The following is a 23,241-nucleotide window of genomic DNA, read 5'->3' as shown; positions in this document are numbered from 1 at the left end:
GACTAGGATCAAAATTACTCTGTAGGAACTTTGATTTCGCCGCTGATGATTTTTTCTTTGTACTCTTCTACTTTAGCAAGTGTATCAGCAGATACGTTGGCAGTAGAGGTATCAGCAATACCTACGCCGTTTTCTTTCAAAGTCAGGTTCTCGGAACCGCCGGCGAATGTACCATCAACTACTTCTTTGTTAACGCGCTTAACTGCTTCGTCAACTTTTTTGATCATGGAAGTCAAAGTGATCTCGTCACCAAACTCAAGAGATTGGTCTTTGTCAACACCGATAACCCATACATCTTGACCTTGGTTCTTACGAGCACTTGCTTCTTTAAACACACCGTTACCTGTTGCGCCAGAAGCGTGGAAGATAATATCTACGCCTTCATTGTAAAGTGTTGCTGCTGCTGCTTTACCCAAGTCAGGTTTATCAAATGCACCTGTGTAGTTAGAAATGAATTGAGCATCAGGGTTCACTGCTTTAACACCTTCTCTGAATCCTACTTCAAACTTTTTGATCAGTGGGCTTTCCATACCGCCTACAAAACCAATTTTGTTTGTTTTTGTTGTCAGACCGGCAACAACACCAACCAAGAAGGATCCTTCTTCTTCAGCAAAAGTTACGGACTTAACATTAGGAGAATCCACTACACTGTCAATGATCGCGAGTTTGGAATCCGGGTTTTGGTCAGCAACCGTTTTGATTGCATCAGCCAATTGGAAACCGATACCCCAAGTCAGATCATATCCACCTTTGACGAATTCGTTCAAGTTCGGAATGTACTCTTCATCGGATTTACTTTGCAGGTATTTAACTGCTACCCCTGTTTCTGTTTCAGTCGCTTGCAGAGCTTCCCAAGCGGATTGGTTAAAGGATTTGTCATTAACTCCACCTACGTCAGTAACCATACCGATTTTGAGATCGGATTTGGCTTCAGTGGGAGTTCCACCTGTATCTCCTCCGGCATTTGTTTCTTCTTTCGGTTTGCTACCGCAACCTGCGAGCATAACCGATACCGCCAGCAACATCACCAAAGACAAGCTGAGCATCTTTTTCATTTTCTCTTTTTCCCCCTTAATGATATATCCTTCATTCCAATCCAGCCTTCAATTGAACGGTTAACAGATAGCAGGAATGGCTTTTATGCAGAATGTATGGTTTCTTCGACATTAAAAGCGCATTCTCACCCTTGAAGCATCCTATCATCTGTCGAAAAACCGAACATTATGACATGGAGAGAAAAATCTAGGACTAGCCTACTAGAGGTGATTATACAATCAACCAGTGTTAAAATCCAGATGTTTCATCACCAAATATCACATATTTTTGTTCTTTTTTTATTGAAAACGCTTAATAATTTAGCGTTTTAACACACTAACGTTACAACGATGTGATTTTATATAACAAAAACATATCACGAACTTTAGTGAAGAAAAGGATTTACCTGTTTTCATTTGTATTATTTCACCGTTCGTATTTTATGTATTTCCATGGACTGTTATCCACCAGTTATCTGGTTTCATTGTTCCCTTCCAGACCATGGCCTATTCGCTCTACTCATTCAGAGATTCATCTTCGAATTGTTTCCAAGCCGTAAAAAAAGCCGCCATATAGGTACGGCGGCTTGTATCATACAGTTTAAGCGTTGATTTTGCCTTTAGCTACAGTAGCCAAAGAGTTGAACGCATTGATGTCGTTAACGGCCAGATCAGCCAACATTTTGCGGTTCATGTCTACACCAGCAAGTTTCAAACCATGGATCAGTTTGTTGTAAGACAAACCATTCATACGTGCTGCAGCATTGATACGAACGATCCACAGTCTGCGGAAGTTACGTTTCGTGTTGCGACGGTCACGGTATGCGTATACCAGGGATTTCATTACTTGCTCGTTAGCTGTTTTAAAAATACGGTGTTTGGAACCGAAATAACCTCTTGCCAGTTTCAAAACCTTTTTATGACGACGACGTACTACAAAACCGCCTTTTACTCTTGCCATATTAAAGAACCTCCCAAATAAATATAAATGTATCCGTGGTATGTGTACGGCCGTAGCCGATCCCCCATACGGAATGTACTAATTAGAATTAGCCTTTCAAGTTAGCCAAACCTTGTTTCAAACGTCTAACATCCCCGGCAGCCATAACTGGGTTACCGTTCAGAACGCGCTTAGCACGTTTAGATTTGTGGGAAAGCAAGTGGTTTTTGTGAGCTTTGTAACGAAGGACTTTACCGGAACCGGTAATTTTGAAGCGTCCTTTCAAACTGCTGTGTGTTTTCATTTTAGGCATTTTGTGTTTCCTCCTCCAATGTTATCAGGCTTTAGGAGCCAAGATCATGATCATACTGCGGCCTTCCAATTTTGGTTGACGTTCAATAGTACAAAGTTCTGCAACTTCTACCTTAACGCGCTCCAAAATCCGTTGACCAATCGCGGCATGTGCAATTTCACGTCCGCGGTAACGAACAGAACATTTCACTTTGTCGCCTTCGTTCAAAAACTTAACTACATTACGAAGCTTCGTTTGATAATCGTGCTCCTCAATATTGGAACGGAACCATACTTCTTTAATGTCAACAATTTTCTGGTTCTTACGGGCTTCTTTTTCTTTCTTTTGTTGCTCATAGCGGAATTTGCCATAGTCCATAATACGACACACCGGCGGTTTAGCCTGTGGTGCCACATTGACCAGATCCAAATTCAGGTCAATCGCCATTTGCAGTGCTTCGCGAATGGGCGTGATCCCAATTTGTTCTCCTTCAGCTCCGACAAGGCGTACTTCCTTCGCCCGAATCTCATCATTAATCATGTGATCTTTACTAATAACCGTCCACCTCCAGGTCATTTTGAATATCCAGTTACACAAAAATAAAAGGGATGCCGGTCAAGCTACCGACATCCCTGTAATCAACACAATTCTTCATGAGTATACACTTCATAAATTATTGGGATCGTTGACCAGCCAACATAGTGTTGATCAGGTGAGAAGTCGGACTTCTACTTGTGATTCCATTGCTATTCATCTTAAATCCGTTTTAAAGCACTTGAATACTATAACATCCACGAAATGCATTGTCAACATCTTCACAACTTTTTTTATGAATTATACATTTGTTATATCCGATGTCGACAAAGTCTCGTCTGCATGTTCCTTTATCCTTGTTTGCTCTGTACCTCATCCAGCCGCACAACACGTGTGTGTTGGGTGTGGCTCCACTGTTTGTTGTTCTGCGTGAAGAAAGCGTAGAACGTAATCGGGTACCAAGACAGCAGATAAATCGGGAACAAGATCAGATATAGATAAACTTTGGCAAAGGTAACCTTCTCCAGCGCCATAGATAGCAGGAACGTCAGAATATTCAGACCGATAGCCACGAATCCAACCCATAACGGGAAGTATCCATAAATATTCGCAATGTGCGGACCTTTAAATATGGCCATGTCTACCCACATCACAGCGGTCATCAGGAACGTAAGCAACACAACATAGACATTGGCTCCATAGATAGCAAGGTCAAATTTCACCAGGCTTCTTTCCTTAATGGACTGCCAGAGCAGTGGGAAGAAGTATCTACGTGCAACTGTAAAGTGACCTTGCATCCAGCGCAGGCGTTGTCTGGCTGAAGCTTTGAACGTTAATGGCTTCTCATCAAATACTTTGGCGTCATAGTTGAAAACAGGATACACATTACGTTGCACACTGCGCATCGTAAACTCCAGATCCTCAACCAGACTTGTTGCACCCCAGCCAATTTCCTTCAGCAGGTTGGTCTCGAAGCACATACCGGTTCCTCCGAGGAAATTCGCCATATTCAAGTTATGACGAGACAACTGCCACAGACGGTTAATGTACCAATAAGATACACCGTAAGCTGCAGTGATCCAGGAATCCTCCGGATTTTTCGTATCAATGTATCCTTGGATAACACGTGAACCATTGTTCAAGTCATCATTCATCTCAAGCAAGAAGTTACGGTCAACCAGGTTATCCGCGTCAAACATAACAACTGCGTCATACTGACGTGGCAATTTCCACAGGTACTTAAGCATCCATTCGATGGCATACCCTTTACCTCTTAGATCAGCGTTAGTACGTACACAGGCATTCAACCCATGTTCTCTAACAATCTGAGCCGTTCCATCCGTACAGTTGTCACAGATGACAAACACATCATACAGATCTTCCGGATAATCAAGTTGTTTCAAGTTCTCCATCAAGGCACCAATGACTTGTTCCTCATTGTGTGCTGCGACGAGTACAGCGAATGATTTTGTCGCCGGATAATGTTTCTTTTTCTTTTTCTTAATCAGACCGAACAGCGAAAACGTGAATTGGTACACGGCTAGCAGTGCCAGAATGACCTGCATCGTGACGAATATAGCGTCCAACATCGTTCTCTGTTACCCCCTTTTTTTCAAACCCAGTTTACTTAAGCATTTCTCTTCCTGATTCTGCAATTTATTTTTTTGTAATGTGCAGAATATGACCCTGTTCTTTTGTGTAATACGTGAATTTATCAGGCAATGTTTCAAAGCTTGGTTGCTGTCAGTTGGCTGCTTTATCGATTCTGTATTCTTTTCAGTCATTTGTCAAAACCCCAATTCCACTTTCTGAAGGAGAAATGTGATCTTTAAACGCTGAATAGACACTTCGTGATACCACAACCTCGCATTCATGCCTGTTATATCTTATTTTCAGCCGTTTACTTGATTTTTATTTCTAAAGTCCCTGCTTTTTTCATCAGCATGTTATTCTTCGTCAGAGGCTCTATAACAAATAACGCAAACAGACCTCAAAAAGTTTAAACCAAAACTCACATTTTTTTACCTCATTTCAGCCATGTTGAATCATTGTATCTTTTTTGGCTGACACAAGTCAAAAAGTTAAGATGGGTATATATCCACTCTTTAACATGAATTTTACGTTCTTTACATGGGTTCTTCTTGAAAAGGACAACATTTAAAAATATGATAAACATATACCTGAAATAACCTCAAGTACTTGAAAAACGGTTATATATTAATCAGGACGAAACCGGATGCAGAAGATGACCGGAAATAATGCCGCCATTACAGGCGGCCTGACTGGCAGGAGGCCAATATGAGCCGTTTATTCTTAAAGTTTCAAGATTATGATCGAAATGTTTTTATGTGGATCAACGGCCGACTTCATAATCGTTTTATGAATTTTTGGCTGTATTATTTCACCCATCTGGGTGGAGCAACTTCTTCTATTGCAGTATCCTTGTTAATCTGGCTGCTTGCTCCAGCTCCATGGAGCACAACAGGACTCCAGGCTTGTATCGCTCTTGCGGTCAGTCACATTCCTGTAGCCATCGCGAAAAAATTGTATCCCCGCATTCGACCTTATCTGGCCTTGCCGGATACAATTACATTCCGTAATCCCCTGACGGACCACTCGTTTCCTTCAGGACACACAACTGCCATTTTTTCGGTCACGGTTCCATTTATGACCACTGATCCGATCTTATTGCTAATATTGTTGCCTGTGGCCCTTATTGTCGGATTCTCTCGAATTTATCTGGGATTACACTACCCTTCCGATGTTCTGGCAGGTGCCACAATAGGTACTTTAGTCGCACTTGCAACAGTTGCATTCTGGTCTTAAAGCCGATATGTTAGACTCAGAAAAACCTAGCAGGAACAGGTGAAGTAAGCGTGGAGAAAAAAAGAGTATTACTATTATCTGAAGGCTTTGGTACGGGTCATACTCAAGCCGCCTATGCACTATCCAGCAATCTGCGAAAGCTCTCGTCAGACGTGCAGACGAAAGTGCTGGAACTGGGAAGTTTCTTAAATCCCAAGGTTGCACCTCTTATTATAACTGCATACAAAAAAACGGTTACCAACCAACCCAAACTTGTCGGATACGTATACAGACACCAATATAAAAAATCATTGAACCGGCTGACAACACTCGCGCTGCATAAACTGTTCTACACCCATACACGCAGCGTTGTGCGTCAGTTACGTCCTGATGCAATCGTCTGTACCCATCCAATTCCAAGTGCTGTTATAGCCAGACTGAAGCGCCTGGGTGTACAGGTTCCCCTGTGCACAGTCATCACCGACTATGATGCACATGGGACATGGATTAACCGTGAAGTAGACCTTTATCTGGTTTCTTCAGATGAAGTTAAGTCCAAATTATTGCTGCGTGGCGTACCTGTAGACAAAATTCGAGTCACAGGCATTCCCGTGCATCCGAACTTCTGGGAGCATCCCGGACGAGAAGAGATCCGAAGCAGATTCAACCTCAAGAACATGCCCACTGTTCTGGTAATGGGCGGCGGTTGGGGAATGCTCAGCGACAAGCTGCTCCATCCATTGCTGACACGCTGGCATGAAGATATTCAGATCATTTTTTGTCTGGGTAGCAATGATAAAGCACGCATTAGCATGGAACAGAACCCCATGTATCGCAAAGAAAACATTCATATTATCGGGTACACCAACGAAGTGGACAAATTGATGGAAGTATCCGACTTGCTGATCACCAAACCAGGGGGGATGACATGCAGCGAAGGCTTAGCCAAAGGAATTCCCATGTTGTTCCATAATCCTATACCTGGTCAGGAAGAAGAAAACGTCCATTATTTTACCGCAAGAGGTTTGGGAGAACCCATCTCTTCGCTCGACGTAGTGGTCAAATGGATGAACAAACTGCTGCATCACTACCCGGATGTCGTACGTAAACGCAAACGTCATCTGGCGGAAATCGCCAAGGTTCATCCAATGGAGAGCGCTCAAAGTATTATCGATCTGTTGGAGGACGTTCGTCCTTCATCCGCAGAAGAGGCCCGTATATGAAGCTGAATTTATCCGAACTTTTGCTGCTTCCCGCAGACTTCGTCCAATTACGCCTCTAACCAACGGCTTCAAACAAGCCTGCATACACATTGAAAAGGTGCCTTCGAATTTGAGGGCACCTTTTCTTTATGAAGGAAAGTACAAACTATTGAATGCCCGCTGACTTCAAATACTCCTGCCACTGCTTCGTGTATTCTGCCTGAATTTTTTCCAATCCTGCTTGTTTAGCCTTCTCCATAAATGTATTCAACCCAGCCTCTACGTCTGCCACCAAACCCACATTAAGCGGATACAAGTATTGTTTCTCAACTTGCTCCAATGCAGCTTTCTCGGCTTGGTATGGAGTCCAGTCTTCCGCAAATCCGGTAAAAATATCTGGCTTTTTGATTTTGTCCAGATCTTCAAACATGGTCAGGACATCATCAAAGGTTTTATCGTAGAGCATAAATTCGGGATTACGCCAAGCCCAGCCATTCATGCCCTCACGCGGGAAGCCGTTCGTTTGTGCATCGCCCATCATTTTGTAGTATCCATTATCTACCTCGAAGTTTTTGCCCTCCACGCCGTATTCAGTCAACCAATTATATCGTTTGTCTGTCACAAGCTTCTCGTAAAATGCCAATGCTTTTTCCGGGTTCTTACTACTACGCGGAATCGCAAAACCATTGTGGATCGGGTGAACCGGTTGTGCAAACCCTTTTGCATTCGGGTAAGGAAAATAAGCCAGTTTCCAATCTGGATGCGTAGACTGCACTTTGATTACATCTGCATTAAATTTGTTAGGGTTTTCCCCGGACAGAACAACAGCCGATTTTCCATTTTGCAGCAATGAGTTGGAAGTATCTTTTACATTCAGTACGTTTTTCGGGAAAAATCCTTTGTCCATCCAGCGTTTGTATGTTTTCAGGTCTTCCAGATGTTGCGCTGATCCCCAATAGGATGTCACGGTTGAAGGTGTGTCATACATAATATCCAATCCATATGGAAGTTGACCTGCTGTATTAACCAGCTTGGATGTCAATTGACGGATACCATGCGTATGGTTGGCATTGCTATCCGCGATCGGAATCATATTTGGTTCGTTGGCCTTGATGCCTTCGAGATACGCTTCGAGTGTCTCAAGCGATTCTGGCTTCGGAAGATTGTACTTCTCGCGCAAATCCTCGCGGTACGCAATCCCCTCGGTTACATACTCAATCCAGGTTGATGGAACAGTATAGATTTTGTCATTGATTTTGACAGCATTCCACATGTCATCAGGGACATGAGCTTTCAGTTTTGGCGCTGCTGTAGGCAGCATTTCATCCAATGCCAGGAACGCGCCCTTCTTGGCATAGGACTGGTAGAATGTCCAATCCGCTGTGAAGATCAGATCGATCGGCTGTCCGGAAGACAGCAGCAGTTTATATTTTTGATCCCAGTCGGTCCATGAGGTGTAGTTGAATTTCACATTGACGTTCAGATCAGCCTCAGCCAGCTTATTGATCTCGGATTCAATGACAGGCAGATCTTTGGGAGCATCCCCAAGCATGTAGAATTGAAGCGTTACTTTCTCGCCTTTGTTCCCGGATGTTCCCCCTTGCTCGCTTCCTTGCGACGATCCCCCCGAACCGTTGTTACATGCGGCAAGCACCCCGGCAAACAACATCAGGGCAAGTACCAGAGACAGGTGCCGAATTGTTTTGTTACGCATATGCATCCTCCCTTTTTGTGGTGAACCTTTATATGTTAGCGTGGACTCGCCATGTTTCAGACCGGAGATGATGCCAGCAGCCTGATATCCAGAGCGTGTTCACGTTCTAACCTTTCACTGCACCAATCGTAAGTCCTTTGACAAAGTAACGTTGTACAAACGGATACAGGAACAAAATCGGTCCCGTCACAACGATAGCCATCGCCATCTTGGTTGATTCAGTAGGCACATCCTGACTAAGCGTGATCCCTGTGCCAATCGCCATCTGGTCGATAAAGGTAATCGTGTTCATCGTGTTATAGAGATAAAATTGCAGTTGGTACATATCCGGGTTGTTAATGAAGAGCGATGAGGTAAACCAGTCATTCCAGTAACCCAATGCCAGAAACAGCCCTACAGTGGCGATCCCAGGCATCGCCAGTTTCAACACAATGCTGAAATAAATACGGAAGTCATTCGCTCCATCAATTTTGGCGGACTCAATCAATTCATCCGGCACTGCCGAACGAATGAAATTTTTCATCAGGATAATGAGGAATGGCGTCATCAATCCCGGGAAAATCAATACGGTGTACGTATCCGTGAGATTGAAGTAGTTCGCCAGCATAATGTACCAAGGCACAAGTCCCCCACCAAACAGGGTTGTGAAGTAAATAAAAAACGAGAACGTATTCCGATATTTAAAATCTTTACGCTGGAGCACAAAGCCGGCCATCGTGATGAGAAACAGCCCTAGCGTAGTCCCCACCACTGTTGTAAAGACCGTTACCCCATAAGCTTTGAGTACCTGAGTCGGGAATTTGAACACCATTTTGTAACCTTCCAGGGAAAAGTCCGTTGGAAAGAGGTGATAGCCATCCCTCACTATGGATTCGTTGCTGCTAAATGAGCCGGATAGAATCAGCAGAAAAGGCAGCAAGCACATGATTGATAAAATGATGATGAAGCTGTAGGAAATCAGTTGAAACATGAAAGTAAACTCCGAATCTCTGAGACGAGTATTCGTACGCGTGTGAGTATTCATTGGCGTGTTCATGATTGTTCTCCCTCCTGCCCTGCGGGCCTTCTAGAACAAGGCGTAGTCCTCATTTACTTTGCGGATAATATAGTTGACGGTCATGATCAAAATGAATCCGAACAAGGACTGATACAGACCAGCAGCCGTTGCCATCCCGATATCAAACGTTACTTTCAGAGAACGATACACATACGTATCAATAATATCTGTAGCGTTGTACAGCACCCCGTTGTTGCCAATCAGTTGATAGAACAGGTCAAACTGCCCCTTCATGATGCTGCCGAGCGAGAACAACAATAGGATGACAAAGGTTGGCTTCAGCATCGGTACCGTAATGTACCAGATCCGCTGAAAAATATTGGCCCCGTCGATTCGGGCTGCTTCATAATACTCGTCACTGATCCCCGTTATGGCGGCCAGATAGATGACCATGCTGTATCCTAGATTTTTCCACAGATAAAAGATGATGATCAGAAACACCCAGATCCAGGGTGTGTTATAAATATCGACCGGTCCGGCCTCGAAACGTTTGAGCACCGTGTTCACAAAACCCGACTCGTAGTTGAACATGTTGTAAGCGATTACACTTAATAGTACAAATGAGATGAAATACGGCAAGAACATGACGGATTGCGTAATTTTTTTGAATAACCTGCCACGGATTTCGCTAAGCATGATCGCACAGAAGATCGCCAGTCCGTTTCCCAATATAATGAAGGCGAGATTGTAACCCACGGTATTGGTTGTGAGTTTCAACAGCATTCCGGATTGCCACAGGAACTTAAAGTTCTCCAGACCGACAAATGGACTGCCAAATAATCCGCCTTCAAAATCATACCGGGTGAACGCATAATAGATGCCGACCATTGGAAAATAGGAGTTAATCAGAAAAAAGATCAGCGTGGGCAACAGCATCAGAAACATAATTTTGTTTTTGTTCAATTCTTTGAGCATGGCTCGATCCCTCCCGAATTTCTTGCGGTGCTGCGTGGTGGAGCTCTCTTTTTATTGTAGATGCTCTCTTCGCTCACGGATACTGAAGCTTCCCCTCAGAAAATGAACGATTCTGCGAAATAAACTATGAACAAAATGAACGAACCATGAAATGAACAGACATCCCCACACATCCGTTCACAAATGTTGATATCGTGCATAGGCTAAACCTAGTGAACAATCCAGCGAAAGTTGAACTTTATGTAGAAAAAGCAGGTGAAATGGCCTGTCCAGCATTGATGTAAACGCATACATAATATATAATTCAAGTACTCTTGTTCTTCTGCTCACCCATATATGAAGTCTGGTTTATGTATATGAAGTCCTACGTTGTTCACCCAAAACAGGAGGTCCAAGGGGGAAAAGGAATGCGTAAACGTTCAGAGGACAGTCAGAAGGTCTTCACACGGATTCTGATCGGCATTATCATCAGTACCGTCGCTACCTTACTTGTGGCTTCTTCCATTTTGTATGTCAACTATAATCGGATTGCTCTTCGCCAGGTGTATCGTACCGATATGAACAGTCTTACACAAACCAGTCGTGAAGTGGCCAAAATGACCGAAACTGCGAAATCATTGTCATATCAGATTTATCAGGACTACACCATCTCTTCATTACTGCTTTATTCCAAACCAAATATCTATGAGATTACATCGGCAATGGAGCAGCTCGACAACTACCGCATGTCTCTTCCCTTTATTGAATCCATCTATGTATATAACTCTAAAAGTAATGAATTCTTTATCAGTTCCAACGTGCGTAATGGGCAGCAGTCCATCTCGGAGATCGATGATCAGGGGATTACAAGCATCCTCCAACGCTTCCATGACTATAAACCTTTTGTCCCCATCCCGCGTACATATCAGGTTGGCTCTACTGAAGCAACAGAGGTTAACAGCTACACCTATCTCTGTTATGACACGATCAATGACAACGCGAAATTAAACTATGCTGTCATCGTTAATATCAAGGATGATTGGCTCAGTCCAAATATGAATGCTGTGGATCAACCAGGCAAGACCTTTATCGTGAATGAGAATGGGGATCTATTATCTGACTTTGGTGACCGTTCATTGATGAAAAATCTCTCCAGCGAAGCTTTTATGAAGCCAATTATGCAGGATGCCGAGCAGTCAGCTTACTTTACCGAGAAGGTCGACGGAGAAAAATCACTCATCACCTACACCGCTCCCGATGATCTGGGCTGGCGTTATGTGAGAATAACACCGTATGATCTGATTACCTCGGATATCCGGAGTATGCGCACACATACCGTTCTGTTTTGCGTTGGACTTCTCATCGCAGGGTTGCTTCTCTCTTACCTTGTATCCCGAAAACTTTATCACCCTATTGATAAGGTGCTTGTTCGTTTACGTGTGATGGAAGCAGAGCGACGTGGCAGTCTTCATTTGTTACGGCAGGATTTTCTACGAGGGGCCCTACAAGGCCGCGAAACAGTAACCGGAGGTATGTTGGAAGAACGGATGAAGTTCTACGGTTCCTCCATTGATGTTCAGCGCGCATCCAGACTGGTATTGCTGCGTATTGACCATTTTACCGAATTCTACGAAACGTATCGTGATGAGACCCAGCTTGTAAAATACGCCATGATGAACATCTGCACCGAGACAGCCAATCTCCACTACAATGCAGAAGCTGTGGACATGGGCGGTGATCTGATCACACTCATCTTCAATGAAAAAGCGGAAAACCATGAACTTGGGCAACTTGCTCATCACCGGATCGAAGAGCTGCTGCGCATGATGCAGGCTGCTGTAATGACCCATTTGAAATGCTCCATCTCCTGTACGATCGGAACGGAAGAAGATTCATTGGAAGACAGTATCGCATCCTACACCAGATCAGCCGAAGCCTCACTGCATCGTTTGTTCATGGGACCGGGCTGTCTGATCTATACCTCTGACATCATGGCTTATCACGCCAAGGAGTACGCATTCCCGGCAGGTAAGGAAAGACAGCTTGTTGATCATCTAATGACAGGTAAGACGCGAGAAGCCAAACAAGTCTATGCAGATATCGTCGGTGAAACAGCCTCTTACCCGTTCACCGTCTTCCAGCTAGCCTTATCCCATCTGACGATGACACTGAACCATGTACGAAATACCCTCAAGAAGAATAATCAACTCACGCTTGATTCAGTCTCGGATGGACTAATGCTGCCTGTCAAAGAAGCGGAAGACATCAGTGAAGTACATGAACACTTCTATCGTATGTTCGATGAGCTTGGTTCCAAAGTCGAGGAGAAGCGTACACTGAAGCACGAAGAGTTGATTCGTAAAATCAATGGCATTATTGAGCGGGACTATGCAGACCCCAATCTATGTCTAACTTCTATCGCAGATGAGCTTAGCATGTCGCCCATCTATGTAAGCAGGCTCTACAAACAGCTCACCCTGAAAGGGCTCACGGACGTAATTAACGAAACCCGCATAGCCAAGGCCCAGCATCTGCTGGTGGAAACGGAGAACTCCGTTGCCGACATTGCCGAGAGAACTGGATTCACCAACAGTTCATACTTCTATCGCATGTTCAAAAAGTTCAATGGTGTTACACCGAACGATTATCGGCGCAAAGAGTTTCATTCAGAGAACTTTTGAAATCATCCCAGACGTGAGTTTATGGAGCATTGCACATTGTTGTTAATGCAAAAAAGAGCGACCTATGAGAATGAATCATTCACCTCATGTGTCGCTCTTCTTTAATAAGTTTAAGTTAGATTTCGATTTATTCCTGTTCCTGATCTTCGCCGGACTCATCAGAAGCTTCACGAACTTTATACTTGTCCAGGCGTGTCTGCTGATACTCACGCAGGGCCTCTTCACCAACAATCACTTCAACCCGGTGAATGTTCATACCTTTACCCATGAATTTCTGCTCGTACTCCGTCATCACATGTTCTTCATTCAAACCATCACGATGCAGATTCAAAGAAATATTGGTCATTTGCAGGCCAAAGTCGGCAATGGCGTTGAGTGAGAAATCAAACAACGTCTCCGAATCGGTTTTGAAATGAATCTGACCTTTGGGATTAAGCAATTCCGTGTATTTCTTCAGGAAGCGCGGATGCGTCAACCGGCGACGTGCATGCTTTGCTTTTGGCCAAGGATCACTGAAGTTCAAATAAATACGTTCCAGTTCTTCCGGTTCAAAAACTTCCTCGATCTGTTCGATATTTGCCAGCGCAAGCTTCAGGTTCGGAGGTGTCTCCACATCAGCCTGACTCCACGCATTACGAGCTTTCTCACTGGCACGACGCACCAGTTCATCATACATATCAATACCGATAAAATTAAATTCCGGATATTTATAACTCATTTGGCTGATAAATTGACCTTTACCCATACCAAATTCCACGAAGATCGGATGGTCATTGCCAAACAGTTCAGACCATTTTCCTTTATGCTGCTTGGGGTCCAGTACAACAAGATCAACTTGTTGCTCCAGATTTTCTCTTATCCCTTTTCTGCCACGTAAACGCATTTTATTCCTCCGTTTGTCCCATACTTGTCTCAGACTTATTTTGCCGAAGAACTGGCAAATTGTAAAGAGCAATGAAAAGGGAATCTTCGGATCTGCCACTTTGGGCAAATCTCAAAGATTCCCTCTTCGATTTATTTGGAATTGGGGTCCAACTACTTTAGTAGTTCATAGTCTACCTTATCTTGGTGTGAAAAATCAAATGTCTTTTCGAAAGCATCGCGAACTTTTTGTCTTGCAGCCGCTTTCACTTTCGGATTTCCATTAAAACGAACACCTGTTAAAGCCAGTGCTTCTTCTGCCGTCAATTCAACAGACACATGATTCAATTCTTTGTTTTTAACTTGGGAATTCATTCATATCACCTCACGGTATAGTATGGTCCATGACGTCAACATTGATTCAAATGCTATGATGAATAGTACCCAGTAGATGGTGTCTGACGCTGATTTAAATATAACATAAGGTGTAAACTATAGCAAGGAGAAAACCTTGATTTTACGGCCTATTTTGCGTTTCGGTTCCCTTTTTTTTTAGTTTTTTGATACAATGATAAAAGTTCATGAAGACACCTATAATCGCTATCCATCGTCTATGACGGAAATCGCATAGCGCTTCTTCTTTTGTTCACGTATGATTACTGTAATTAGACAGCCAAAGGAGTACCTTGAAGATGAATGCACCTGCATTACAGTCCCCTCTCCTGTGGGGAGATAAACGATTCCATACCTGGAATTATGAGATGCGAGATCAATTTAACAATAAGGTTTTCAAAGTGATGCTGGATGCAGGATTCACCTGTCCCAACCGTGACGGTTCCATTGCCAAAGGTGGCTGCACCTTCTGCAGTGCGCGTGGATCAGGCGATTTTGCTGGCAACAGACGTGAAGATCTGGTTACCCAGTTCAATACGATTCGAGATAAACAGCACCTCAAGTGGCCTACAGCCCATTATATTGGTTACTTCCAAGCCTATACGAACACGTATGCTCCGGTTGAGGAGCTTCGCGAATATTTTGAAGAAATTTTAGAGCAACCAGGTGTTGTTGGTTTGTCCATCGCCACTCGCCCGGATTGTTTGCCAGACGACGTTGTTGATTATTTGGCTGAACTGAACGAGCGCACCTACCTGTGGGTTGAGATGGGGCTTCAAACGATCCACGATTCCACATCAACTTTAATTAATCGGGCACACGACACGAAGTGTTACGAAGAAGCGGTTGAGAAACTGCGCAAACGAAATATACGTGTGTGCACACATATCATATATGGTCTGCCTCAAGAGACGCATGAGATGATGCTCGACACTGGACGGGCAGTCGCCAATATGGATGTACAGGGCATTAAAATTCACCTGTTGCATCTGATGCGCAAAACGCCGATGGTGAAGCAATATGAAGCTGGTCTTTTACGTTTTCTGGATCAGGACGAGTATATCAAGCTGATCGTAGATACATTGGAGATGCTCCCACCAGAAATGATCGTACACCGCCTTACAGGCGATGCACCGCGTAATCTGCTGATTGGACCAATGTGGTCCCTGAACAAATGGGAAGTGTTAAACTCCATTGATCGTGAGCTGGTAGAGCGGGATTCATGGCAAGGTAAGTATTGGAGGCGAGCATAGATGGGCTTTCTTTCAGTTCTCAGCTGTGCACATCAGTGGATTGCTTCCCGTCTGCAGCCAGGTGATCTGGCCATAGATGCAACGGTTGGTACAGGAGCAGACACACTATTTTTGGCACAACAAGTTGGCAGGCGTGGTCAAGTCATTGGATTCGATATTCAAAGTGAAGCACTCACGCTGGCACAGGCCCGGATTCGAAAACAAAATGACGAAACCAATCTTGGCTCCATCTCCATGCTTCAACTAAGCCATGATCGAATGGCAGAAGCGGTGCCTGAGTCATGGTCTGGTGCGGTTGGTGCAGTTATGTTCAATCTGGGGTACCTGCCTTCAGAAAGTGCAGATTCCTCCATCATCACCGAGACTGACAGCACGATCGCTGCACTCGAGGCTGCACTCACTTTATTACGCCCTCGTGGAATCATTACGGTTGTGCTCTACCCCGGTCATGACGGAGGCGCACAGGAAGCGGCAGCCGTATTGGAATGGTCATCTGCCCTGCCGGTGGAACAGGCACAGGTTGTGATGTATCGCCAATTGCAGCGAGAAACTTCTCCTTTTCTGATCGGAATCGAGAAAAAATAATTTCTTTTGTTCACCAAATACAATAAACTAGACACAATCGCAAGGCGAGCTATTAACGGCTTTTTCTTACTGCGATCTGTGTTCTACATCTACATATGCAAACGTATTCACTTGTTTGCTCATGGCTTTTACATGCCCATGACTGATTAAAGCGACCCACCATTTCATATACTAGAGGAGAGATTACTGATGTCAACGCCATATCCATTACAATTCCAACCTGAATTCAAAGAACGTGTGTGGGGCGGTCGTGCGCTGGAGCAATTCGGCCTTACGCCCCCTGAAGGACATATCGGAGAAGGCTGGATGATTGCGGATCATCCAAACGGTACAACCAAGGTATTAAATGGAGCACTTGCCGGCAAGGGTCTGGATGAAGTTCGTGAACAACTGGGCACCGAATGGCTAGGAACCAAAGGCGTTTCCGAAAAAGGCGGACGCTTCCCCCTTCTAATTAAGCTGCTTGACTGCAACGATGACCTATCCGTTCAGGTTCATCCAACAGACGAGTATGAGGCACTTCCTCCTGGCGAACTTGGCAAAACAGAAATGTGGTATGTACTCGACGCAAAACCGGGCGCACACATCATCTACGGCTTGAATGAAGGCGTTGATCGGGCAACATTAAAAGAAGCATTGGAGAACGGTACGGTGATGGATACCCTTCGTCAGGTACCTGTGGAAGCTGGTGATACGTTCTTTATCCCTGCCGGAACAGTGCATGCGCTCTGTGCAGGTGTTGTTGTCGCCGAGATTCAGCAAAACTCGGATACAACGTACCGGATATACGATTACAATCGTCCAGGGCTGGATGGCAAACCACGTGAGTTGCATGTTGAAGACTCATTAAATGTCACCGCCTATGAGGGCGCAGGTGCCTCAACGATGAAAACAAATAATGCTACTCCCGGTGAATGGCTCAAGCTTGCGGAATGCCCTTATTTTGTGGTGGAAAAAGGGATTGTGACTGAACGGTGGGAACTCTCCACCAATCCTGACAGCTTCACGATTCTCGTTGTCTGTGAAGGAGAAGGCACTTTGGAGTGGGCACATGCTGAATCAGACCGCATTGAATTGAAAGCTGGACAATGTTATCTCTTGCCAGCCAATCTGGGGTCTTATACATTAGATGGAAATACCACTGTTCTTCGCTCTTATCTGCCATAAATCAAGCTTATATGTAACCTGTGAAGGAGGAATTACACGAGATGCAGGAATCTACCTTTGCCTTGGTCGCTAGTGAAGGTACCCGTATTCATGTGTACCGCTGGCTTCCCGATCCGGAATGCGACGTTAAAGGGGTAGTGCAAATTGCACATGGCATGGGCGAGACGGCAGCCCGATACGCGGAATTTGCCAACGTTCTTACTGAAAGTGGCTATGCGGTCTATGCCAATGACCATCGGGGTCATGGCAAAACTGTGGAGAATGCCAAGTTACTCGGTAATGCTGGTATCGATGCGTTCCGCTGGATGGCAAGTGATATGATCAATCTGGGCGAAGTAGCCGCCAAGGAGAATCCTGGGGTGCCCCTGTTTCTAATGGGACATAGCATGGGCTCATTCTTGGTACAACATCTCATGTACGCTGGTCATGAGCAGTACCATGCCTTTATTTTATCCGGGACAAACGGCAGACGCGGTCTGCTCCGGTTTGGTGAGAAGCTGGCCTTCTTGCAATGCGGCATTCAGGGGGCTACTCATCCCAGCATGCTGCTCAACGCGATTGTATTTGGTGGATTTAACCGTTCTTTCCGCCCTGCAACGACACCGTTTGATTGGTTGTCGCGCGACTCCCAAGAGGTTCAGCGATTCATTGATGATCCCCTGTGCGGAGCAGTCTGTACAGCAGGTTTTTTCCGCGACTTCTTCAAATTGCTGCTTGAAGTCCATCTTCCACACAATATGGAGCGCATACCCAAACACAAACCCGTATATCTGTTCTCAGGTGAGAAGGACCCTGTCGGCCTTCATGGCAAAGGCGTTCTTAATCTGGTCTCGCAGTATAAGAAGCTTCAGCTGGAGAATATTGAGTATCGCCTGTATCCGGATGGACGCCATGAAATGCTGCATGAAATCAACCGAACAGAAGTGGCTCAGCACGTTGTGAACTGGCTAGAGCGGAATACCCCTGGCTCGAATACACACCCTAGTCCATTGAACCCTACTGAGACGGCTGACTCTATATAAGAGTCGGAGACAACATACCAAGAGCAAAAGCAAAAGAAACCCCTGAATCGGATGTACAGCTCACGCTGCGCTCCAGTTCAGGGGTTTTCTTGTTAACTGATATGAATAATAGCCATGATCAAACGTTATGGATTAACCTTCAATTAACAGAGATTCCGGGTCTTCAAGCAGTTCTTTCACGGTCACGAGGAAACGTACAGCCTCACTACCGTCGATAATCCGGTGATCGTAGGACAACGCGATGTACATCATTGGACGGTTCTCCATCCGTTCTGCATCAATTGCCACTGGACGAAGCTGGATCTTATGCATCCCCAGAATACCCACTTGAGGTGTATTCAGAATTGGCGTAGACAACAAGGAACCAAATGTTCCACCATTGGTGATGGTGAACGTTCCACCTTGCAGATCAGATAACGCCAGTGTGTTGGAGCGAGCTTTGGATGCCAGGTCCGCAATACTCTTCTCGATCTCGGCAAAGCCCAGACGATCGGCATCACGTACAACCGGTACAACCAGTCCTTCCTTCGCAGATACGGCAATGCCGATATCATAATACTTTTTGAGCACAACATCTTCGCCATCAATCTCTGCGTTGATTGTAGGGAATTTTTTCAGAGCCCCCACAACCGCTTTGGTGAAGAAGGACATGAAGCCCAGGTTAATCTCATGTTTCTCTTTGAACTTGTCCTTACGGCGTTTACGCACATCCATGATCGCAGTCATATCAACTTCATTAAACGTAGTCAACATGGCTGCTGTCTGCTGAGCCTCTACCAGCCGTTTGGCAATGGTCGCACGGCGGCGAGACATCCGCTGACGCTCCACTGGTTTGGTATAGGTGGAACTTCCAGCTGCCGGAGCACTTGGTGCCGCAGGAGCTTTATTCGCAGGTGGAGCAGCAGGAGCAGGCGCCTGATTGTTATGGCTCTTCACATCGTCCTGATATACCCGTCCGATTGGATCTTTACTCTGAACCTGATCCAACTCGATACCACGTTCACGTGCAAGCTTACGTGCAGACGGTGAAGCCGTCTTGGCACTATCGGATGACTCCGGTGCTGCCGCAACAGGTGCTGGTGGTGTTGGAGCTTCAGGCGCTGGAGTAGCGGCCTTCTTCTCTTCAGCTGCTGCCGGTTCGGAAGCGGGTGCACCGCTTCCTCCTCCAGAACCAGCTGAGAGTGTACCGATCGTTTCACCGATCTCTACCGTCTCTCCTTCCTGACGAATGATCTTCTCCAGCACACCACTTTCTTCTGCGCTGATCTCAATATTTACTTTATCCGTTTCCAGTTCAAGAAGCACATCACCCTGATTAACGGTATCCCCTTCTTTAACCATCCATCTGGATACAGTTCCCTCAGTTATTGACTCACCCATTGCAGGTACTTTAATTTCACTCACAGCTGTTACCTCCCCAGTGGAATATTATTCTTCGTCGTTTGTTTCAACGCAGATGTAATAATCTGTTGCTGTTCCATACTATGCACAAGCTGATAACCGCTGGAAGGACTTGCGTGTTCCGGGCGACCTTCGTATCTAACGGTTGTGCCTTCCGGAGCAACTTCACGAAGACGAGGCTCCATGTAAGTCCAGGCACCCATGTTTTTGTTTTCTTCCTGTACCCATACCAGTTCTTTTACATTGCTGAAACGTGCAAGGATACGTTTGATCTCTTCTGCCGGGAACGGATATAGCTGTTCCACTCGAATGATGTGAAGCCATGACCAATCTGCTTTATCTTTTTCAAAAGCATCTTCAAGATCGATGGCAATCTTGCCACTGCACAGAATAATGCGCTCCACGCGATCAGGCTGCGTACCCAGCCCAGCTTGTTCAAGCACAAGCTCAAACTTGCCTTCACTGAATTCCACTGCCGGTGATGCAACACGCGGATTCCGGATGAGACTTTTCGGTGACATCATCACAAGTGGACGGGCATCTTCCGTTTCAGTCAACGAAGCTTGGCGACGCAACAAGTGGAAATACTGAGAAGCACTCGACAAGTTCGCAACCGTCATATTATCTTCTGCACAAAGCTGCAGGAAGCGCTCAAGACGGGCACTCGTATGCTCAGGCCCCTGACCCTCATTCGCATGTGGAAGCAACATAACCAGACTGGATTTTTGAGACCACTTGGCACGACCCGCTGATACAAACTGGTCAAAAATAACCTGTGCACAGTTGGCAAAATCTCCGAATTGAGCTTCCCAGATAACCAGTGTATCTGGTGAATATACGTTATATCCGTATTCGAATCCAACAACGGATTCTTCAGACAACGGACTGTTATAGATTGCAAAGGATGCTCTTGCCTGTGGCAAGTGATGCAATGGGCAGAACTTTGCTCCATTCTCCGAATCATGCAGTACCAGATTCCGATGAGCGAATGTAGCGCGCTCGGCATCCTGTCCACTAATCCGAATTGGCTTGCCATCTGCCAGAATGGTTGCAAATGCGAGTGTCTCCGCAAGGCTCCAATCCACTTTTTCCCCTTCGTTCAGAGAAGTGCTCCGGCGTTGCAAAATCCGCTGTAACTTTGGATACACATTGAAGTTCTCAGGCCATTTCAGCAGGTCCGCATTAATGCTGCGCAGATTCTCCAATGGTACGGCAGTAGGCGTAATCGTAACAGCTTCCGGCTCACTGATTTTCCGTTGGTAATATTCATGTACTTCATTTTTCTTCATCTGGTCATAAGCTTCTTTTAATTTGTTCGTTACTCCATCGCGAATGCTTGTAATGGACGCATCATCGATAACCGATTCCTGCTTCAACTGATCTTGATACAAGTGGCTTACCGTTGGATGGTTCTTCACCTTGTCATAAACGATAGGTTGAGTCGTTTCGGGATCATCGGTTTCATTATGACCGTAGCGACGGTAACCGATCAAGTCGATCAGGAAATCCTTTTTGAAACGATTGCGATACTCTGCTGCCATGCGAATGGCTGCAATACAAGCTTCCGGATTGTCCGCATTAACGTGAACAATCGGAATTTCGTACCCTTTGGCAAGGTCACTTGCGTAGTACGTTGAACGGGAATCACCGCTATCTGTAGTGAAACCCAGACGATTGTTGACGATAATATGGATGGTTCCGCCATTCTGATATCCTGGCAGTGCTTTGAAGTTAAGCGTCTCTGCAACGATCCCTTCTCCAGGGAATGCTGCATCACCGTGCATCAAAATGGTAGCTGCCTTCGTTACATCCTGCTTCGGATATCCAGGGTCACGACGGTCATCCTGTGCCGCACGTGCAAACCCTTGTACAACCGGATTGACGTATTCCAGATGACTCGGGTTATTCGCCAGAGTCAGGCGGGCCTGCACAGTTTCCCCGTCTTTTACAAAACGGTTGGCACCCATATGATATTTGACATCCCCCGTCCAACCGTAGTTGATTCCCGTCGAACCTTCCGAAGGAACCAGGTCTTTGTTCGGAGCATGATGGAATTCAGAGAAAATTTTGCTGTACGGTTTGCCCAAAACATGAGCCAGTACATTCAACCGTCCACGGTGGGCCATACCCATCAAAATGTGGCTTGATCCGGCTTCTGCCATGATGCGGACAGCTTCATCCAGCATCGGTACAAGCACATCGTTACCTTCGATGGAGAAACGTTTCTGTCCAACAAATGTTTTGTGAAGATAATCTTCAAATTGTTCAACTTCAACCAAACGTTCCAGCAAAGCCTTACGTTCTTGCGGCGTAAGCGGAGCTGGTGAAGTACGGGATTCCGCACGGCGATTCAACCACTCACGTTCTTGAACTTCGTGTACATGACTGAATTCATAGGCCATGGGTCCAGTGTATATCTGACGCAAGCGCTGGATTGCATCCCAACCGGTTGCTGTCTGCCCATCTGCACCTTCCCAGATCAGCGAAGCAGGCAAAGCTTTCAAATCTTCTTCGTTTAATTCGAAATGCTGAGGCTCCAGCAAAGATGTATCTGTATCTTCACTGATTCCAAGCGGATCTATGTCTGCAGCAAGGTGACCATACGTACGAATATTCCATACCAGTTTACCTGCTGTAACCGCTTTCTGTAATAATTGAATGTCTACGCTTCCGGAAGCCGATTGGGCGTTGCCGGAATTCGAGGTTGTGCGTGCATCCTTGCCAGACATTGGCGGTGCACCCCATTGTTCAAATAGTTCACGATAGGCCGGTGTAACCGAACCAGGGTCTTGAGCAAATAATTCATACTGTTCCTGTACGTATCCCATATTGGGGCCATAGTAACTTTCCCAGGGCTTCTTGTTGCCTTCCACGATCGTCATCGACGTTCCCTCCGTCTTGATTTAGTCATAAGTTTTTGACGGAAATCATTGACTAAGCCGTAATTTGCGTTCGTTCAACATTTTAAGCGAAATTTTTCATGAAGTCCAATAATCGTGCTGTTGGTGGTAGTAACGTTAGTCCGACGCTCCCGTCAAGGTTTGTCTGCGTTTTCAAAATCAAAGTAAAACAATGATTGTATATACCGTCGCACAGATGTCGAATACTGTCCTGATCCGTTCGAAGGTTACACTTTCTCCTCTTCTTCAAGTGAAGTCCGTGTTCTAATATCTATTCTATAAACTTTTACGCTCAGGAGCATTTCCTATTTTTAGCTCAATTGATGCATAAATTAGATGAATCGAATAAATCGAGCAATTTGGATAGAACAACGAACGCTTAATTACAACAAAATAGGCATACGATCTCCCATTTACCTCCTTAATTAAATTGTGGTCCATTATGTTCAAAAACAAACCGTCCAGTTAAACATTAACCAATTGACATCACAATCAACAAATAATTG

Annotated in this window: 19 protein-coding genes; 7 read left to right on the top strand and 12 right to left on the bottom strand. The window is 45.2% G+C overall.

Annotated elements, in window-relative coordinates; genetic code table 11:
- Positions 1-14 precede the first annotated feature (14 nt).
- The 5 genes from NKT06_RS08770 to NKT06_RS08750 all read right to left on the bottom strand — a co-directional run bounded on the left by NKT06_RS08770 (position 15) and on the right by NKT06_RS08750 (position 4,389).
- A complete protein-coding gene (locus NKT06_RS08770; protein ID WP_253432726.1) occupies positions 15-1,055 on the bottom strand; it encodes a BMP family lipoprotein in 1,041 nt (346 codons plus the stop codon).
- Between the two features lie 580 nt (positions 1,056-1,635).
- A complete protein-coding gene (rplT, locus tag NKT06_RS08765) occupies positions 1,636-1,995 on the bottom strand; it encodes a 50S ribosomal protein L20 (protein ID WP_017689664.1) in 360 nt (119 codons plus the stop codon).
- An 88-nt stretch (positions 1,996-2,083) separates the two neighbouring features.
- The gene (gene rpmI, locus NKT06_RS08760) at positions 2,084-2,287 is read right to left on the bottom strand and encodes a 50S ribosomal protein L35 (protein ID WP_017689665.1); all 204 of its coding nucleotides are present in this window, start codon (positions 2,285-2,287) and stop codon (positions 2,084-2,086) included.
- A 24-nt stretch (positions 2,288-2,311) separates the two neighbouring features.
- Entirely contained in the window at positions 2,312-2,806 is a 495-nt protein-coding gene (gene infC / locus NKT06_RS08755) for a translation initiation factor IF-3 (RefSeq protein WP_062833422.1), read from the bottom strand.
- A 344-nt stretch (positions 2,807-3,150) separates the two neighbouring features.
- Positions 3,151-4,389 carry a glycosyltransferase family 2 protein gene (locus NKT06_RS08750; RefSeq protein WP_253432724.1) on the bottom strand — a complete coding sequence of 413 codons (1,239 nt, stop codon included), beginning with the start codon at positions 4,387-4,389 and terminating at the stop codon, positions 3,151-3,153.
- Positions 4,390-5,098: 709 nt separating this feature from the next.
- Here NKT06_RS08750 and NKT06_RS08745 point away from each other — a divergent pair.
- The gene (locus NKT06_RS08745) at positions 5,099-5,626 is read left to right on the top strand and encodes a phosphatase PAP2 family protein (protein ID WP_169478872.1); all 528 of its coding nucleotides are present in this window, start codon (positions 5,099-5,101) and stop codon (positions 5,624-5,626) included.
- Positions 5,627-5,676: 50 nt separating this feature from the next.
- The gene (locus NKT06_RS08740) at positions 5,677-6,828 is read left to right on the top strand and encodes an MGDG synthase family glycosyltransferase (protein ID WP_253432722.1); all 1,152 of its coding nucleotides are present in this window, start codon (positions 5,677-5,679) and stop codon (positions 6,826-6,828) included.
- Between the two features lie 145 nt (positions 6,829-6,973).
- Here the strand turns inward: NKT06_RS08740 and NKT06_RS08735 are convergent, their stop codons facing one another.
- The 3 genes from NKT06_RS08735 to NKT06_RS08725 all read right to left on the bottom strand — a co-directional run bounded on the left by NKT06_RS08735 (position 6,974) and on the right by NKT06_RS08725 (position 10,493).
- The gene (locus NKT06_RS08735) at positions 6,974-8,527 is read right to left on the bottom strand and encodes an ABC transporter substrate-binding protein (protein ID WP_483311566.1); all 1,554 of its coding nucleotides are present in this window, start codon (positions 8,525-8,527) and stop codon (positions 6,974-6,976) included.
- A gap of 100 nt (positions 8,528-8,627) precedes the next feature.
- Positions 8,628-9,491, bottom strand: coding sequence for a carbohydrate ABC transporter permease (locus tag NKT06_RS08730; RefSeq protein ID WP_370511436.1), 864 nt, complete (start codon positions 9,489-9,491; stop codon positions 8,628-8,630).
- A 96-nt stretch (positions 9,492-9,587) separates the two neighbouring features.
- The gene (locus NKT06_RS08725) at positions 9,588-10,493 is read right to left on the bottom strand and encodes an ABC transporter permease (protein WP_017689672.1); all 906 of its coding nucleotides are present in this window, start codon (positions 10,491-10,493) and stop codon (positions 9,588-9,590) included.
- Between the two features lie 407 nt (positions 10,494-10,900).
- Between NKT06_RS08725 and NKT06_RS08720 the strand changes: the two genes are divergently transcribed.
- Positions 10,901-13,153, top strand: coding sequence for an AraC family transcriptional regulator (locus NKT06_RS08720; RefSeq protein WP_253432716.1), 2,253 nt, complete (start codon positions 10,901-10,903; stop codon positions 13,151-13,153).
- 127 nt (positions 13,154-13,280) lie between these two features.
- On the opposite strand, the gene trmB is transcribed toward NKT06_RS08720, so the two are convergent.
- Entirely contained in the window at positions 13,281-14,036 is a 756-nt protein-coding gene (gene trmB / locus NKT06_RS08715; protein WP_076252463.1) for a tRNA (guanosine(46)-N7)-methyltransferase TrmB, read from the bottom strand.
- Between the two features lie 152 nt (positions 14,037-14,188).
- A complete protein-coding gene (locus tag NKT06_RS08710) occupies positions 14,189-14,389 on the bottom strand; it encodes a hypothetical protein (RefSeq protein ID WP_017689675.1) in 201 nt (66 codons plus the stop codon).
- Positions 14,390-14,706: 317 nt separating this feature from the next.
- Here NKT06_RS08710 and mnmL point away from each other — a divergent pair, with 317 nt between their 5' ends.
- From mnmL to NKT06_RS08690, 4 genes are all read left to right on the top strand, one after another.
- Positions 14,707-15,660, top strand: a complete 954-nt coding sequence (gene mnmL / locus NKT06_RS08705) for a tRNA modification radical SAM protein MnmL/YtqA (RefSeq protein WP_253432713.1) — start codon at positions 14,707-14,709, stop codon at positions 15,658-15,660.
- A complete protein-coding gene (gene mnmM / locus NKT06_RS08700) occupies positions 15,661-16,245 on the top strand; it encodes a tRNA 5-(aminomethyl)-2-thiouridylate-methyltransferase MnmM (RefSeq protein ID WP_253432711.1) in 585 nt (194 codons plus the stop codon).
- A gap of 189 nt (positions 16,246-16,434) precedes the next feature.
- On the top strand, positions 16,435-17,412 hold the full coding sequence (locus NKT06_RS08695) for a type I phosphomannose isomerase catalytic subunit (protein ID WP_253432708.1): 978 nt from the start codon (positions 16,435-16,437) through the stop codon (positions 17,410-17,412).
- 41 nt (positions 17,413-17,453) lie between these two features.
- Complete coding sequence (locus NKT06_RS08690) at positions 17,454-18,434, top strand: alpha/beta fold hydrolase (RefSeq protein ID WP_253432706.1); 981 nt, start codon at positions 17,454-17,456, stop codon at positions 18,432-18,434.
- 132 nt (positions 18,435-18,566) lie between these two features.
- On the opposite strand, the gene odhB is transcribed toward NKT06_RS08690, so the two are convergent.
- Together odhB and NKT06_RS08680 are read right to left on the bottom strand one after the other, a co-directional pair.
- Entirely contained in the window at positions 18,567-19,838 is a 1,272-nt protein-coding gene (odhB, locus tag NKT06_RS08685; protein ID WP_253432703.1) for a 2-oxoglutarate dehydrogenase complex dihydrolipoyllysine-residue succinyltransferase, read from the bottom strand.
- 5 nt (positions 19,839-19,843) lie between these two features.
- The gene (locus tag NKT06_RS08680) at positions 19,844-22,717 is read right to left on the bottom strand and encodes a 2-oxoglutarate dehydrogenase E1 component (RefSeq protein ID WP_253432700.1); all 2,874 of its coding nucleotides are present in this window, start codon (positions 22,715-22,717) and stop codon (positions 19,844-19,846) included.
- Positions 22,718-23,241 lie beyond the last annotated feature (524 nt).

Source organism: Paenibacillus sp. 1781tsa1, from assembly GCF_024159265.1.
Lineage (GTDB): Bacteria > Bacillota > Bacilli > Paenibacillales > Paenibacillaceae > Paenibacillus.
Note: the sequence above shows the minus strand (reverse complement) of the source record. Positions and strands in the feature narration are given on the sequence as shown.

What these genes read in the sequence shown, in the direction of transcription:
- NKT06_RS08695 (WP_253432708.1), top strand. Translation starts at nt 16,435, where the DNA reads ATGTCAACGCCATATCCATTACAATTCCAACCTGAATTCAAAGAACGT.
- NKT06_RS08690 (WP_253432706.1), top strand. Translation starts at nt 17,454, where the DNA reads ATGCAGGAATCTACCTTTGCCTTGGTCGCTAGTGAAGGTACCCGTATT.
- NKT06_RS08770 (WP_253432726.1), bottom strand. Translation starts at nt 1,055, where the DNA reads ATGAAAAAGATGCTCAGCTTGTCTTTGGTGATGTTGCTGGCGGTATCG.
- NKT06_RS08730 (WP_370511436.1), bottom strand. Translation starts at nt 9,491, where the DNA reads ATGTTTCAACTGATTTCCTACAGCTTCATCATCATTTTATCAATCATG.
- NKT06_RS08750 (WP_253432724.1), bottom strand. Translation starts at nt 4,389, where the DNA reads ATGTTGGACGCTATATTCGTCACGATGCAGGTCATTCTGGCACTGCTA.
- NKT06_RS08725 (WP_017689672.1), bottom strand. Translation starts at nt 10,493, where the DNA reads ATGCTCAAAGAATTGAACAAAAACAAAATTATGTTTCTGATGCTGTTG.
- rpmI (WP_017689665.1), bottom strand. Translation starts at nt 2,287, where the DNA reads ATGCCTAAAATGAAAACACACAGCAGTTTGAAAGGACGCTTCAAAATT.
- mnmM (WP_253432711.1), top strand. Translation starts at nt 15,661, where the DNA reads ATGGGCTTTCTTTCAGTTCTCAGCTGTGCACATCAGTGGATTGCTTCC.
- NKT06_RS08735 (WP_483311566.1), bottom strand. Translation starts at nt 8,527, where the DNA reads ATGCATATGCGTAACAAAACAATTCGGCACCTGTCTCTGGTACTTGCC.
- NKT06_RS08710 (WP_017689675.1), bottom strand. Translation starts at nt 14,389, where the DNA reads ATGAATTCCCAAGTTAAAAACAAAGAATTGAATCATGTGTCTGTTGAA.
- infC (WP_062833422.1), bottom strand. Translation starts at nt 2,806, where the DNA reads ATGATTAATGATGAGATTCGGGCGAAGGAAGTACGCCTTGTCGGAGCT.
- NKT06_RS08745 (WP_169478872.1), top strand. Translation starts at nt 5,099, where the DNA reads ATGAGCCGTTTATTCTTAAAGTTTCAAGATTATGATCGAAATGTTTTT.
- mnmL (WP_253432713.1), top strand. Translation starts at nt 14,707, where the DNA reads ATGAATGCACCTGCATTACAGTCCCCTCTCCTGTGGGGAGATAAACGA.
- NKT06_RS08680 (WP_253432700.1), bottom strand. Translation starts at nt 22,717, where the DNA reads ATGACGATCGTGGAAGGCAACAAGAAGCCCTGGGAAAGTTACTATGGC.
- trmB (WP_076252463.1), bottom strand. Translation starts at nt 14,036, where the DNA reads ATGCGTTTACGTGGCAGAAAAGGGATAAGAGAAAATCTGGAGCAACAA.
- NKT06_RS08720 (WP_253432716.1), top strand. Translation starts at nt 10,901, where the DNA reads ATGCGTAAACGTTCAGAGGACAGTCAGAAGGTCTTCACACGGATTCTG.
- rplT (WP_017689664.1), bottom strand. Translation starts at nt 1,995, where the DNA reads ATGGCAAGAGTAAAAGGCGGTTTTGTAGTACGTCGTCGTCATAAAAAG.